At 46.1% G+C, this 14,513-nt stretch carries 14 protein-coding genes; 1 reads left to right on the top strand and 13 read right to left on the bottom strand.

Going from position 1 to position 14,513, the window contains the following annotated elements:
* Positions 1 to 19: 19 nt before the first annotated feature.
* From priA to AZ46_RS04545, 7 genes are all read right to left on the bottom strand, one after another.
* Positions 20 to 2,437, bottom strand: coding sequence for a primosomal protein N' (gene priA, locus AZ46_RS04575; protein ID WP_029281431.1), 2,418 nt, complete (start codon positions 2,435 to 2,437; stop codon positions 20 to 22).
* Between the two features lie 3 nt (positions 2,438 to 2,440).
* Positions 2,441 to 3,643 carry a bifunctional phosphopantothenoylcysteine decarboxylase/phosphopantothenate--cysteine ligase CoaBC gene (gene coaBC, locus AZ46_RS04570; protein ID WP_029281433.1) on the bottom strand — a complete coding sequence of 401 codons (1,203 nt, stop codon included), beginning with the start codon at positions 3,641 to 3,643 and terminating at the stop codon, positions 2,441 to 2,443.
* A gap of 101 nt (positions 3,644 to 3,744) precedes the next feature.
* Entirely contained in the window at positions 3,745 to 3,942 is a 198-nt protein-coding gene (gene rpoZ / locus AZ46_RS04565) for a DNA-directed RNA polymerase subunit omega (RefSeq protein ID WP_029281435.1), read from the bottom strand.
* 5 nt (positions 3,943 to 3,947) lie between these two features.
* Positions 3,948 to 4,559, bottom strand: coding sequence for a guanylate kinase (gene gmk, locus AZ46_RS04560; RefSeq protein ID WP_029281437.1), 612 nt, complete (start codon positions 4,557 to 4,559; stop codon positions 3,948 to 3,950).
* Positions 4,560 to 4,573: 14 nt separating this feature from the next.
* Positions 4,574 to 4,837 (bottom strand): extracellular matrix/biofilm regulator RemA, encoded by a 264-nt coding sequence (gene remA / locus AZ46_RS04555; protein ID WP_029281439.1) that lies wholly within the window; start codon positions 4,835 to 4,837, stop codon positions 4,574 to 4,576.
* Between the two features lie 73 nt (positions 4,838 to 4,910).
* Complete coding sequence (locus AZ46_RS04550) at positions 4,911 to 5,786, bottom strand: YicC/YloC family endoribonuclease (RefSeq protein WP_029281441.1); 876 nt, start codon at positions 5,784 to 5,786, stop codon at positions 4,911 to 4,913.
* Positions 5,787 to 5,883: 97 nt separating this feature from the next.
* Positions 5,884 to 8,571: a calcium-translocating P-type ATPase, SERCA-type gene (locus AZ46_RS04545; protein ID WP_029281443.1), complete on the bottom strand. Its 2,688-nt coding sequence runs from the start codon at positions 8,569 to 8,571 to the stop codon at positions 5,884 to 5,886.
* 142 nt (positions 8,572 to 8,713) lie between these two features.
* Between AZ46_RS04545 and AZ46_RS04540 the strand changes: the two genes are divergently transcribed.
* Complete coding sequence (locus tag AZ46_RS04540) at positions 8,714 to 10,417, top strand: Rqc2 family fibronectin-binding protein (RefSeq protein WP_029281445.1); 1,704 nt, start codon at positions 8,714 to 8,716, stop codon at positions 10,415 to 10,417.
* A 44-nt stretch (positions 10,418 to 10,461) separates the two neighbouring features.
* On the opposite strand, the gene AZ46_RS04535 is transcribed toward AZ46_RS04540, so the two are convergent.
* The 6 genes from AZ46_RS04535 to cysC form a co-directional block, all read right to left on the bottom strand.
* On the bottom strand, positions 10,462 to 10,815 hold the full coding sequence (locus AZ46_RS04535; RefSeq protein WP_029281446.1) for a VOC family protein: 354 nt from the start codon (positions 10,813 to 10,815) through the stop codon (positions 10,462 to 10,464).
* Positions 10,816 to 11,187: 372 nt separating this feature from the next.
* Complete coding sequence (locus tag AZ46_RS04530) at positions 11,188 to 11,463, bottom strand: hypothetical protein (RefSeq protein ID WP_029281447.1); 276 nt, start codon at positions 11,461 to 11,463, stop codon at positions 11,188 to 11,190.
* Between the two features lie 223 nt (positions 11,464 to 11,686).
* Positions 11,687 to 12,250, bottom strand: coding sequence for an NAD(P)-dependent oxidoreductase (locus AZ46_RS04525; RefSeq protein ID WP_051865216.1), 564 nt, complete (start codon positions 12,248 to 12,250; stop codon positions 11,687 to 11,689).
* Entirely contained in the window at positions 12,231 to 13,016 is a 786-nt protein-coding gene (locus AZ46_RS04520; protein ID WP_029281449.1) for a sirohydrochlorin chelatase, read from the bottom strand. The genes AZ46_RS04525 and AZ46_RS04520 overlap by 20 nt, the downstream gene beginning before the upstream one ends.
* Before the next feature lies 1 nt (position 13,017).
* Positions 13,018 to 13,791, bottom strand: a complete 774-nt coding sequence (cobA, locus tag AZ46_RS04515; RefSeq protein ID WP_029281450.1) for a uroporphyrinogen-III C-methyltransferase — start codon at positions 13,789 to 13,791, stop codon at positions 13,018 to 13,020.
* Between the two features lie 113 nt (positions 13,792 to 13,904).
* Positions 13,905 to 14,498, bottom strand: a complete 594-nt coding sequence (cysC, locus tag AZ46_RS04510) for an adenylyl-sulfate kinase (protein WP_029281451.1) — start codon at positions 14,496 to 14,498, stop codon at positions 13,905 to 13,907.
* Positions 14,499 to 14,513 lie beyond the last annotated feature (15 nt).

The raw sequence follows: 14,513 nt of genomic DNA, 5'->3' as shown, positions 1-14,513 counted from the left end.
CTAATCCGAATTCTGAAACCTACATCATGGCGTTAGGATTCATATCGATTGAAATGGACAGCTGATTTTTGTTCATATCCTGCTGAAACCGTTCAATGATCATCTTCAGCGCAGAATGAAGATTTTCTTCCCGCTTGTATTTTATCATGCATTGATAGCGATATCTATCGTTTACCCTTGGAATTGGCGAAGCGGACGGACCGAGAATCTGAACATGATTTGACAATTTGTGATTCAGGTGCTGGGAAATTTTCTCCGTCACAGAGACGGCCTTTAACAGATCAGGGTGACTGACCGTGACGAGTGCAAGAAAGTAAAACGGAGGGTATGCATGCTGCTTTCTTGCTGTCATCTCCTGCATGTAAAATGAATCATAATCATGCTTTCCTGCAAGCTGGATACTGTAATGCTCCGGTGAATAAGACTGGATCACAACTTCTCCCGGAAGCAAATGCCTTCCCGCCCTGCCGGAGACCTGGGTCAGGAGCTGAAACGTTTTTTCGGAAGCCCTGAAGTCAGGCAAATGCAGCATCGTATCTGCCGTCAGAACTCCAACAAGCGTCACATCTGGAAAATCCAGTCCTTTTGCAATCATCTGTGTGCCTAAAAGGATATCCGCCTCTTTGTTGCCGAACGCCGTAAGAAGTTTTTCATGCGCCCCTTTTTTCCCCGTAGTATCAACATCCATGCGGATAATCCGGGCTTCCGGAAGAACTTTTGCCAGTTCCTCTTCAACCCTCTGTGTGCCGGTGCCAAAAAAGCGGATATGCTCGCTTGCACACTCAGGGCAGACATTCGGCATCGGCTCCTCATGACCGCAGTAATGGCATTTCAACAAATGTCCGCGCTTGTGATACGTAAGGGAAATGTCACAATGGGGACAGCCCTTTACACAGCCGCAGTCTCTGCACATGATAAAGGAGGAATAGCCTCTTTTATTCAGGAACAGGACCGACTGCTGCCCTTTTTCTAACCTGTCTTCCAGCTTCTCAAGCAGAACTTTAGAAAACATTGTCCTGTTCCCGCTCCTGAGTTCATCCCGCATATCCACAATTTCCACTTCGGGAAGGGGGCGGCTGTTCACTCGTTCTTTTAAGGTAAGCAGCTGATAAACCCCTTTGCCTGCTCGTGCAAACGATTCAAGAGAAGGAGTTGCGCTGCCGAGGACAACAGGACACTTGTGGCGCTTTGCCCTGTAAATGGCTACATCCCTTGCATGATAGCGGGGATTTTCTTCCTGCTTGTAGCTGCCTTCATGCTCCTCATCAATGATGATCATGCCAAGGTTTGTAAACGGAGCAAAAACGGCAGACCTTGCACCTACGACAAGCTTAACTTCACCGCGGCGGATTTTTCTCCACTCATCGTATTTTTCACCGATCGAAAGTCCGCTGTGGAGGACCGCAACAAGCGATCCGAACCTTGCTTTAAACCGGTTGACCATCTGCGGCGTCAGTGAGATCTCAGGCACAAGAACAATCGCTTCCCTCCCCTGATTCAGCACAGCTTCAATGGATTGAAGATAAACCTCTGTTTTCCCGCTTCCGGTGACCCCATACATCAAAAAGACATCATGCGCCTTCCGTTCGATGCCGTCAAGAATAGGAGCAATCGCCGTCTGCTGTTCTGGTGTAAGCGGCAGAGACTCTGTTTTCTGGAATGTGCGGTCAGCATAAGGGTCTCTGTAGATTTCTTCGTAGGATTCAGACAGAAGGTTTTTCTTGATCAGAGTTTTGACGGGAGAGTCCGTGATATTCAGTTTAAGCAAAAGCTCCTGCAGAGGGACAGCTGCTCCGCCATGTTCTGCGAAATAATCCAGTACTTTTTTTTGCTTTGCTGCCTGCTGCGTGCATCCGGAGGCTTCCTCTTTCAGCACGTCTGATGTGACAGCAGCACGGATGACCTTCTGTGTTTTTTGTTTGTTTTTCTGTTTAACCCGGTATATGACCTCAAGCAGCCCGCGCTCAATATCCCCCTGAAGCTCTTTCACGCTGTCGCTTTTTTCTATCTCTTTCCAGAAGATGCCCGGTGCGTTCTCAAACCAGCGGGCAGACTTTGGATGCAGCCTGTCCTTCGCCTCAGAGGATGTCAGGCGGATCTCTTTTTCATACTTCGCTTTCATGGAAGCAGGCAGCATGGCCTGAAACGCAGAAATTTTGAAGCAGAGTGTTGACTCTGTCAGCCAGTGGCCGATGTCAAGAAGCTCCGCCGTCAAAGCAGGCGTTATATCCATAACTTCCGTAATCGGCTTCACTTTGTCAAAATCGCTGCTGTCTTTCAGAGCGATAACAAACCCCTGCACCGCACGCGGTCCGAATGGCACGATCACACGCATGCCGGGTTTGATAAAACCCATCCATTTTTCAGGAATCAGGTAATCGAACGCCCTGTCTGTCTGCATGGCTTTAACATCTACGATTACACTGGCAAACTTCATCATTTAAACTCCTTTATCAAGACGGATAATCTCGCGGAGTATATTCTTTGAAACTTCTTCTTTGGACATAACGGGAAGTTCCATTTTTTCTCCGCTCCGCTTATAGATCGTGACAATGTTTGTATCCGTGCCAAAGCCGGCTCCGTCCTGATTTACATTGTTGGCCACAATCATATCAAGGTTTTTCTTCTCAAGTTTTTTTAATGCATACTCTTCAACATGATGAGTTTCAGCAGCAAATCCGACAAGAATCTGATGTTCTTTCCGTTCGCCCAGCTCTTTTAAAATATCCTTTGTCCGTTCAAACTCAATCACAAGATCGCCGTCCTGCTTCTTCATTTTTTCATCTGACACAAGACGCGGGCGGTAATCGGCGACAGCAGCCGACTTGATCACGATGTCCGCCTCAGCGAACCTGTTGACTGTTTCCCTGTACATGTCTTCTGCTGATTCCACCTGCACAGTTTCCACACCCTGGGGCGGTGCAAGACTCACCGGACCGGACACCAGAGTGACATCGGCTCCCATGTTTCTTGCCGCAGCTGCAAGGGCATATCCCATTTTTCCAGTCGAAGAATTCGAGAAGAATCGGACCGGATCTGCTTTTTCACGTGTAGGGCCGGCGGTTATGATTATTTTTTTGCCTTTTAGCGGCTGTTCAGCTTCAGCAGAAAAATAAGCAGTAATCAGCGCCGTGATTTTCTCCGGTTCTTCAAGCCTGCCTTTTCCGACATACCCGCATGCAAGATATCCCTCGCTCGGTTCAATATACTGATAGCCGAACTGAGAAAGGGTCAAAATGTTCTTCTTAACGGCAGGGTGATCATACATATGGACGTTCATAGCCGGAGCAATCCATACAGGGGCTGTTGATGCAAGCAAAGTTGTCGTAAGCATGTCATCTGCTATTCCATTTGCAAGCTTTCCGATTGTATTGGCTGTAGCCGGTGCCACAAGGATCAGATCCGCCCAGTCTGCAAGATCGATGTGAGCGATGACGGCAGAATTTTTTTCATCGAACGTGTCATAGTAGACATCATTTCTTGACAGTGCCTGAAACGTAAGAGGTTGGACAAATTCACGGGCTGAGGCCGTCATGATCACTTTCACTTCTGCTCCCGCCTGCACCAGCTTGCTTGTCAGCGCAGCCGCTTTATAGACTGCAATTCCCCCGCTTACACAAAGGAGTATCTTTTTACCCTTCATTTTACATCCCCCCATCAGTGCTGTTTATCCTGTAATTGCCGGCAGTATGAAAAAATAACAACCCATGATGAATCAGGTTGTTATTTTTAAAAGCGATTCAATTAGTCTTGTTTTTCATAATCAAGCAGGCCTGAATGAATTTCTTCAAGTGCTTTTCCTACGTATTTATGAGAAACAGGCTTCACGATCTGCTGATCGTGATTTTCCTGCATTTCGCGTGCACGTCTTGCGGCAACCGTTACAAGCGTGTATTTTGAATCCAGTTTGTTCATAAGTTTGTCAATAGATGGATATAGCATATGTTTTATTCAACCTCCAGCATTTTCTTATAGCGAAGTGCGATGCGGTCACGTCTGCAGTGCTCAGCCGTTACGATCGCGCGAATGCGTGCACAGGCAAGGTCCACCTGGTCATTTTCGACTACATAGTCGTATGCATCCATCATTTCGATTTCTTCTTTGGCAGCAGCCATTCGGTTATTGATGATATCCTGTGTCTCAGTGCCGCGCGTAACAATGCGGTTTTTCAGCTCGCTTAAGCTCGGCGGCATCAGGAAGATGAACAGCCCTTCCGGAAATGCCTTTCTGACCTGCAGGGCACCTTGCACTTCAATCTCAAGGAAGACATCTTTTCCTTCACTGAGCGTTTTTTCAACGTATTCAACCGGCGTGCCGTAGTAATTCCCTACAAACTCCGCCCATTCGAGCAGGCCTTCCTCTTTGATCAGCTGCTCAAATTCCTCTCTGGTTTTAAAGAAGTAGTCGACTCCGTCCACTTCTCCCTCGCGAGGCTTGCGCGTTGTCATGCTGATCGAATATTCAAAGTCTGTATTCTGCGAAAAGATGGCTTTCCGCACTGTACCTTTGCCGACTCCAGAAGGACCCGAAAGCACGATGAGTAATCCTCTTTCTTTCATATCCAGAACCTTCCCTACCCTTCGTCTGTTAACTCGTCTTTATTTGAAAGCCTGTGGGCAACCGTTTCTGGCTGAACCGCAGATAGTATAATATGATCACTGTCCATAATCACGACCGCTCTTGTTCTGCGTCCGTAAGTCGCATCAATAAGCATCGCTCTGTCGCGGGCATCCTGAATGATCCTTTTTATCGGAGCTGATTCAGGACTGACAATCGAGATAATCCGATTGGCAGAAACAATATTCCCAAAGCCAATGTTAATTAGTTTAATACTCATCTGTTTGCTCCCCCTAATAAACGACAACCCTATTTTTGCCCTAAAAGGCCCGGCATAAACGATTAACTTCTAATTATTCAATATTTTGAACCTGTTCTTTAATTCTTTCAATCACGCTTTTCAGTTCGACTGAGCATCTTGAGATCTCCTTGTCATTTGCTTTTGAACCGATCGTATTTGCTTCGCGGTTCAGCTCCTGAACAAGAAAATCGAGCTTTCTGCCGGCAGGTTCAGGCTTTTCCATTGTCTGCCTGAACTGAAGAAGGTGGCTTCTTATTCTTGTAATCTCCTCTGATATGTCCGCCCGGTCAGCAAAGAGGGCTGCTTCAGCTGCGATTCTGCTGTCATCGATGGAGCCGCCTGACAGCTCAGCCATCTTCTTTTCGAGCCTGTTTTTATAACGGAGCAAAACGTCCGGGGCATGCTTTTCAATCTCGTCTGCATATCCCTCTATTTCAGACAGCTGCTTCAGAAGATCAATTCTCAGATAGGATCCTTCTTCGCGCCTCATATCCTTAAGCTGCATGGCAGCACCCCTGACAGCCGAAAGAATCAACTCTTCAAGTGTTTCATTTCCTTTAGCCATTTCAGCCACGGAAAAGACACTGTCAAGCCTGAACAGATCTGAAAGCTTCAGCCTGCTCCCGGTCTGATACCGGTTTTCCATTTCAGACGCAGCATCCGCATACTGGTCAAGCAGCTTCCAGTCAATTTCAATGACCCGTTCTGCCAGCGCTTCGCCTTCAATCGTTATGTATACTTCAACCCGTCCTCTTTTAACCTCGGATGAGATCACTTTTTTGATTTTATCCTCAACAGACATCAATTGTCTAGGCATTCTTACGTTAATTTCAAAAAAACGGTGATTAACCGATTTCATTTCGGCTGTTATGGTGTGTTGATCATTTCTCTCAGTTGAACGTCCGTATCCTGTCATGCTGCATACCATTTTTATCACATCCAATTCTCTGATCATATCATAAGAAATGCTTTTCTGTATCTTTAAACAAAAGAAAAGGTAATAGAGAACTCTATTACCTTTAAAATTATAGCATATTCTCCCTTTTTTTACTTGTCAAAAGTGACCCCGCCAGCAAAAAAGTTGGAATGGCGGACAGGCCGAGAACAAGGAGCCAGTCTCTGGCCAGAATCGGAACTGTGTGGAAGATCGGCTGCATCGGAGCGTAATAGATGACACCAAGCATGAGCAAGATGGATGAAATGACTGCTCCGACCAGGTAAAGATTTTCGAATGGATTTCTTAAGAATACGGACCGCTCGCTTCTGCAGTCAAAAACGTGAATCAGCTGGGCCATGACGAGCGTTGCAAACGCGATGGTCTGAGCATAGATCAAGTTTTCCGGGTCTCTGTAATAGACAATCATGAAGGCTGCCAGGGTGACAGCACCGATTAAAAACCCTCTTGAAATGACTTTCCATCCGAGACCGCGTGCAAACACACCTTCTTTATGGTGCCTCGGTTTTCTCTGCATCAGATCACCTTCAGGCTGATCAAGGCCGAGGGCCATAGCCGGAAGTCCGTCTGTGACAAGGTTCACCCACAGAATCTGAATTGGAACGAGCGGCAGCGGCAGGGCCAGGAGCATCGCAAACAGCATAACGAGAATCTCTCCGACATTTGAGGCAAGCAGATACCTGATGAATTTTCTGATATTCTCATATATATTGCGTCCTTCTTTAATAGCAAGCTTTATGGTTGCAAAATTGTCATCAACCAGAATAAGAGAAGAGGCTTCTTTTGCGACATCTGTTCCTGTTATGCCCATTGAAATCCCGATGTCGGCGGATTTGATTGCAGGAGCATCATTCACCCCGTCACCCGTCATGGCAACGACGTGTCCCCTGCTCTGCAGCGCTTTAACAATTTTAAGCTTATGCTCGGGCGAAACCCTTGCAAAGACATAGACATCTTCCACAACCGCCACAAGCTCTTCATCCGACATGGCAGACAGTGCCGCACCGTCCAGCACTTTTCCATTTGGAGGAAGGAGATCAAGCTGAGAGGCGATAGCGCGCGCTGTATTCGCATGGTCCCCTGTGATCATGACGGTTTTAATCCCGGCCTGCCTGCATTCTTTTACGGCCTGTTTTACCTCAGGACGCGGAGGATCAATCATGCCCTGCAGCCCAAGAAACACGAGGTTTCTCTCAACTTCATGCTGATGGTACACACTTTGTACGGCTACAGGTTTAAATGCAACGGCTATTGTTCGCAGTGCCTGGGAAGCAAGGCTGTCGATCGCTCCCATGATTTCTGCTTCATATTTTGAAGATACAGCATGCTGTTTTTCGCCCCATAGAACAAAATCAAGTTTTTTCAGAAGAATATCAGGAGCGCCTTTTGTAACAGCAAATCTTTTACCATTTTTATCCTCGATAATGACACTCATCATTTTTCTTGTTGAATCGAAAGGAAACTCTTCCACCAGTTTGAACTGATTCAGAAGAGATTCTCTCGACAGTCCCGCTTTCATCGCGGCAACAGCCATAGCCCCTTCAGTCGGATCGCCGTCGAGAACATAGTCGTCATCTTTTTCGGTTATTTCTGCTGTGTTGCAGAGCATACCGAACGTCAGAATCTGCTGCAGCGGCCTGCTGTCTTTCACAAGCACTTTCTGGTCATTGATAAAAAACTCGCCTTTTGGCTGATAGCCTGTTCCGCTCAGTTTCCACGTTGTCCCGCCTGACCAGATGTGCGTAACCGTCATTTTGTTCTGTGTCATCGTACCTGTTTTATCCGAACAAATGACAGATGCGCAGCCAAGCGTTTCAACAGCGGGAAGCTTTCTGACAATTGAACGCTGTTTGATCATCCGCTGGACCCCAAGAGACAGCGCAACGGTCACGATTGCAGGGAGCCCCTCCGGGATTGCCGCTACGGCAAGCGACACTCCTGCAAGGAACATATCGTAAAGCGCATGTCCCTGTATGACTCCGACAGCTACTACTAAACATGTAAGGGCAAGGGCTACAATGATGAGAATTTTGCCAAGCTGTTCAAGCCGTCTTTGCAGCGGGGTTTCAAGCGTTTCAGCAGATTGAAGAAGATCTGCAATCTGTCCCATCGCGGTGTTCATTCCGGTCGCGACAACAACCCCGACACCATTTCCCCTTGTCACAAGCGTTCCCATAAACGCCATATTCACGAGATCCCCAATTCCTGCGTGACTGTCAGAAAGGGCGTTTGTGCATTTGGCAACAGGAAGAGATTCACCTGTAAGGGCTGATTCTTCAATCTCAAGGCTTTTTGCTTCAAGCAGCCTCAGATCTGCCCCGATCCTGTCACCGCTCGAAAACTTCACGATATCACCGGGAACAAGGTCCTTCGACTGAATTCTTGTCCATTCACCTTCTCTGAGGGCCTGCACCTGTGGCGCCGACATTTCTTTTAGGGCCTGCAGAGACTTCTCTGCTTTCTGTTCCTGAAAAAAACCAAGGATCCCGTTTACCAGCACAATGGCAATGATCGCAATGGCATCAATGTATTCGCCGAGCAAACCGGATATGAGAGTTGCTGCGAGCAATACTAGGACCATAAAATCTTTGAACTGCTCAAGAAATACTAAAAAGGCTGAAGGTTTTTCCGCTTCCTTCAGTTCATTAAATCCGTGGTGCCTGACCCGTTTCTGTACGTCTTTTTCAGACAAACCGTTTTCCCTGCTGGAATGAATGGACTCTAGTACTTCCTCAGGTTTCACTTCATGCCATTTCATGAATGATTATTACACCTCTCAATACTCTAAATAGTAGGACAATCTCTTCTAATGCCAATTTATTCAGACCTGTCCGAAAAAATGCTATAATAATTCGAATGAACAATTGTTTCCTAAACAGCTATAGAAAAGGGTGCTTGCGATGTCATTTGATGGCATGTTTACATATGCGATAACAGAAGAACTTAAGAATTCACTTGAAAACGGCAGAATCTCAAAGGTTCATCAGCCGTATAAAAACGAACTTATTTTTGTGATTCGCTCAAACGGAGCCAATCATAAGCTTTTGCTTTCTGCTCATCCGAGCTATGCAAGAATTCACTTAACAGAAGAGAGCTACGAAAATCCTAGTGAGCCTCCGATGTTCTGCATGCTGATGAGAAAGCATCTTGAAGGCGGAGTCATTGAGGAAATCGGACAGATTGGAATGGAGCGGATTCTCTATATCGATGTGAAAGGACGAAGCGAAATCGGAGATGTCACCTACAAGAGGGTGATCATTGAAGTCATGGGAAGACACAGCAATATTATTTTGATAGACCGCGGCAGGAATATGATTCTTGACAGCATCAAGCATCTTTCACCTGCTGTAAACCGCCACCGGACGGTAATGCCCGGACAGGAATATGTGCTTCCCCCTGAGCAGATGAAAGCAGATCCATTTGAAGCAACGGAAGAAACCGTGCTCCGGAAGCTCGATTTTAACGCAGGTAAATTAGACCAGCAGATCATGCAGCAGTTCTCAGGGATCTCCCCGCTGTTTGCACGCGAGATCCTGTTCCGTGCAGGCCTTGCCAACAGAAGCAGTCTGCCGAAGTCCTTTCTTTCTCTTGTCGGTGAAATCAAGCAGCATCAGCTTTCACCTGCCATGATTGAACTTCCGGAAAAAGATTATTTTTACATTCTTCCCCTCACCCACCTTGATGGAAAAGAAAAGCCGTTTTCAACCATTTCGGAAATGCTTGACCGGTATTATTATGGAAAAGCAGCAAGGGACAGAGTCAAGCAGCAGGGAAATGATCTTGAACGGTTCGTGCAGAATGAAATCAAAAAAAATAAAACGAAAATCAAAAAACTTGAAGGAACGTTAAAGGATGCTGAAAAAGCTGAAAAGTACAAGCTTCAGGGAGAGCTGATAACAGCCAATATGTACGCTATTAAGCGCGGAGATGCATCTGCGGATGTCATCAATTACTATAACGGGGATACGGTCACCATCACGCTGAATCCTCAAAAAACGCCGTCAGATAATGCCCAGGCCTATTTCCAGAAATACAATAAAGCAAAGAAATCTGTAGCCTACGTTAACGAGCAGATTTCACTTGCCGAAAAAGAGATTGCCTACTTCGAAAACCTTTTCCAGCAAATCGAATCCGCTTCACCGAAGGATATTGAGGAAATCCGCGAGGAACTCATGGAAGGCGGCTATCTTAAAAAGAGACAGACAAAAGGAAACAAAAAGGCCAAACAGGCAAAAATCGTGCTGGAAGCATACCGATCCAGTGACGGCACCGAAATTCTTGTAGGAAAAAACAATAAGCAAAATGATCACCTGACAAACAAAACGGCAGCCCGGGATGATATCTGGCTGCACACGAAAGACATTCCAGGCTCCCACGTCGTGATCCGCCACCCGGAGCCAAGCGATGAAACAATCCTTGAAGCAGCGAATCTTGCAGCGTACTTCAGTAAAGCGAAAGGCTCAAGCTCTGTTCCTGTAGACTATACAAAAGTCCGTCACGTTAAAAAGCCGAACGGCTCAAAGCCCGGCTTTGTCATCTACGACAACCAGCAGACGGTCTATGTCACGCCGGATCCTGATCTTGTGATCAAGCTTAAAAAGTAAAATAAAGACCCCGGAAATGACATTTCCGGGGTCTTTTTATTGAATCAGCACTTGCATACCATGAGCGTGTTTCCGTCAGGGTCCTGAAACGTAAAATAATGATCATGCTGAATGTCCGATTGATGGGCAGCTCCTTTTTCTTTAATGAATGAATGAGCTGTATTAATATCTTCGGCATTGAAGTGAAACAAAGGCACTTTTGATGCTTCTCCCTCTCGGTAAATCTTGCTGTCGAGAACGGCACCTGTCCCCTGCATCGGGAGAACATATATATGGCCGAACTGGATTTCTCCTTGAGGTTCCACACCTAGAATGCTGCAATACCAGTCTCTTGCTTTTTCTACATCGCTGACAGGAACGAACACGGTTCCGATTTGGTTCATTACAGGGCTTTTCATTTTTTCTCCTCCAGATTTTTGTTAGATGTCCTTTGATACCATTCCATATCTTTTTTTGTATTCCTGCTTACTTAGGAAAAACATGAAATGTACCCGTTCCCTTTCGCTGCAGTCACTTGCTTTCCGCGGGGAGCGCCTGGAGCCTCCTCGCTGCGCTTGCGGGGTCTCCAGTGCACTCTTCATCCCGCAGGAGTCAAGTGCCTTCCGCTTCAGTCCACTGGAGCTTGGAGCATTCTACTAAGCTTCAAAAGGTACGAAATAGACTCATATTTTAGATTCTAATGTCAAATAGCACACAAAATAAGGAGCCCAATCTATAGCTTCTTATTCATGTTTCTGTAATCGCCCCCAATCGTTGAATATCTATTAAAATTAACGTGCTGGTGTGTTACTTTTCAAAAAAGTTTTCCCAACAAATGCAAAGGCAATCAACAAAGAAATAAAACTTGCAACAAAGAAACCAATTGCATATGCAGGGATATTCGCTTCTGGTACTCTGTCATTTATTTCTAATCCTAAGAAGTGTACTCCAATGCCATCGCCATCCACATTTGTTCCAAGAGACCATAAATTTATTCCTTTATTGACCATTAAAACTGTAATGAAAGCAAGAAAAGTAAAAACAACCCAACGATTAATTGCGTTCATTTTATATCCCTCCTTATTCAAATTTATCTCAAATGCTTATTGAAAAATCCTGCCCTTTAACCGAATAACTGTTATTTCCATTTTATCACAATTATCTAACATCCTGTTTAAATGACATAAATGAAAAAGCACACCATTTCAATTGTTGAATGGTGTGCGAATACTTTGCGATTTTTGTTTAGAATCTTTAAACCGAACCCTTTATTTTTAGATTCCATGCTCTTTATAAAAGTTCCATGCAGTCATCTGCCAGCTTTTTTAGTAGTTTCTTTTTTTCTTCCCTGCTCAGATCAGATGCGTGAATGTGTTTCCGCTGTTCATGCAGTTCGTTCAGTTTGATGATGAATGGGTCGTTCAGCTGATCGGCAAAATGACCGGCTATTTTTTTGGCGAGAGCAGGGCTTGCGCTGTCTGTTGAAACTGACAGGGTAAGTCTGCCTCTTTTTTTAATAGAGGGAACTTGTACATTTCCAAGGCCGGCTTCACCCGCAATGTTTACAAGCTGGTGCTTTCCCGCCGCTTCTGCAGCCCAGGCATTTACTTCCCTGCTTCCGGCAGCTGCTATGATTAAGAACGCATCCGACAGGTCTTCTTTTTGAACTTCTTTTTGCTTCCACGTAATGATGCCTGCAAGATGAAGTTCCTGTATTTCTGCAGCAGCCTCAGGGCTGACAACTGTGACAGCTGCTCCCTGCTCGAGAAAAACGGCAAGTCTTCGGCATGCGATTTTCCCCCCGCCTATGATGACGACTGGCCGGTTTTTCACATCAATCATTAATGGAAGCATGCGTTTTTCCCTCATATATAAAGTCAAATGCACCGTCCCGGTTTGAAACGGCTTCCTGCACGCGCTCAGTAAAGACTTCCTCAACCCCGCTGTCGTATCCAAGGTATCTGCACACAGTTAAATCCTTATGGGGAACAGACAAAGCCTTTCTCATAACCTCTCTCATGACAAGACCTGTGAAGAGCAGGTAAGGCACTAGAAAAATGCGTTTATCATTCATGCCCGCCACCCTATCAAGCATATCATCAAGACTCGGTTTTGCTGCTGTCACGAAGGCTATGTCCACTTCGCTCCCGCCTGCACGGTCTTTTACAAGCAGGCTGATTTCCTTTAAATCTCTTGCCACATCCGGATCAGAGCTTCCTCTGCCGACAATGACGATGAGCGATCCGGGACCCGGATTTCCCTGTTCCGTTACTCGCTTGAGCACACTCTCAGCCAGTTTTTCATGAACGCCGATTGGTTTTCCGTACGTTACCTCAACATGCGGGAAAAGCGATGCGGCTTCTGCAACTTCTTTTGGTATATCCTCTTTCGCATGAGCGGCCGTCAGCAAAAGCAGGGGCACTACCGCGATTTTTTCAGCCCCATTTCTGACGCATGCAGCGAATCCTTCTTCAATGGAGGGCTCGGCCAGTTCAAGAAAGCAAATTTCCTGAATATCCGCTTCGATGTGCGGCTGGACCCGCCTGATAAAGGAGACAGCCTCATCACAGGCCTGTCTGATCCGGCTGCCGTGGCAGACATATAGAACAGCCTGTTTCATCCTAAAGCACCCCGCTGATGGCAGCTTTAGAGGCTTTTTCCTCAAACCAGCTGATTTTTTCGCGGTAGCGGACAACTTCTCCGATGATGATCATGCTGGGGTTCGTGATTTTTTCAGTTCTGGCAATCTCTGCAATCGTTTCAAGCGTTCCGGTTACAGTCTTCTGAACGTCAGTCGTTCCCCAGTGAACAAGCGCAGCAGGGGTATCTTTGGACTTTCCGTTTTTCAGCAGCTGCTCCTGAATATAGGGCAGATTCCCCACTCCCATATAGATTGCAAGTGTATCAATCCCTTTTGCAAGACTTGCCCATTTTTGCTCTTCTTTTTCATCGTTGTTATGGTGCCCTGCAACGAAGGCAACGCTTGCGCTCACATCACGGTGTGTGACGGGAATCCCTGCATATGCAGCAGCAGCTATTCCAGATGTGATGCCGGGTACAATTTCAAACGGGATGCCGTGTTTGACAAGGGCTTCCGCTTCTTCTGCACCCCGGCCGAACACAAACGGATCTCCGCCTTTCAGACGGGTGACGATTTTTCCGCTTTTAGCGTAGCGGACAAGAAAATGATTGATTGTTTCCTGCTTCATTAAGTGATAATCTGGCAGCTTTCCGCAGTAAATAAGGTCTGCACCTTCTTTTGCATAGGAAAGCAATTCTTTGTTCACAAGGCGGTCATATAAAATGACATCGGCCTTTTGAATGCATTTAACAGCCTTTAACGTGATCAGTTCAGGATCACCTGGTCCTGCACCTACTAAATAAACATTCCCCATTGATAGACTCTCCTTACTTATATGAAAACTGCCTCGCTGCGTTCGGCGTGTGATGTAGTGATTCTTACAGTCTACTATATCAGGAAAACGGAGCATTTTTTAGAATATTTTTGTTAAATCAAGCCTCTTTCAATCAAAGCTTTTGTCAGCTGTTTGACACACTCTTCTACTGAGTGCTTTTCGGTGTCCAGAATAATTTCGGGATGAAGAGGTTCCTCGTACGGGGCGCTGATTCCCGTAAAGTTCTTAATCTCTTCATTTCTCGCTTTTTTATAAAGACCTTTAGGATCACGCTTCTCGCATTCTTCAACAGAACATTTCACATAGACCTCAAGAAATTCATTCTCTCCGACAAGCGATCTGACAAGATCGCGGTCAGCGCGGTAGGGTGAAATAAACGCCGTCAGGACAATCTGCCCGCTTTCCACAAACAGCTTTGAAACCTCGCCGATCCGGCGGATATTTTCTTTGCGGTCTTCTTCACCGAAGCCAAGATCACTGTTCAGTCCATGTCTCACGTTGTCTCCATCCAGCACAAATGACTGGGCGCCGCGGTCGAACAATGTCCGTGCAAATGCGTTTGCGACAGAAGACTTGCCTGAAGCAGACAGCCCTGTAAACCAGAGGATAAAGCTTTGATGCTTGTTTTTATTATGCCGTTCTTCTTTTGCGATAGATGCTTGATGCCATACGATATTGCTGCTCATCATTGTTTCTCCCTT

This window comes from Metabacillus indicus LMG 22858 (genome assembly GCF_000708755.2).
Taxonomy (GTDB): domain Bacteria; phylum Bacillota; class Bacilli; order Bacillales; family Bacillaceae; genus Bacillus_P; species Bacillus_P indicus.
This window is presented reverse-complemented; position numbering and strand designations above follow the sequence as displayed.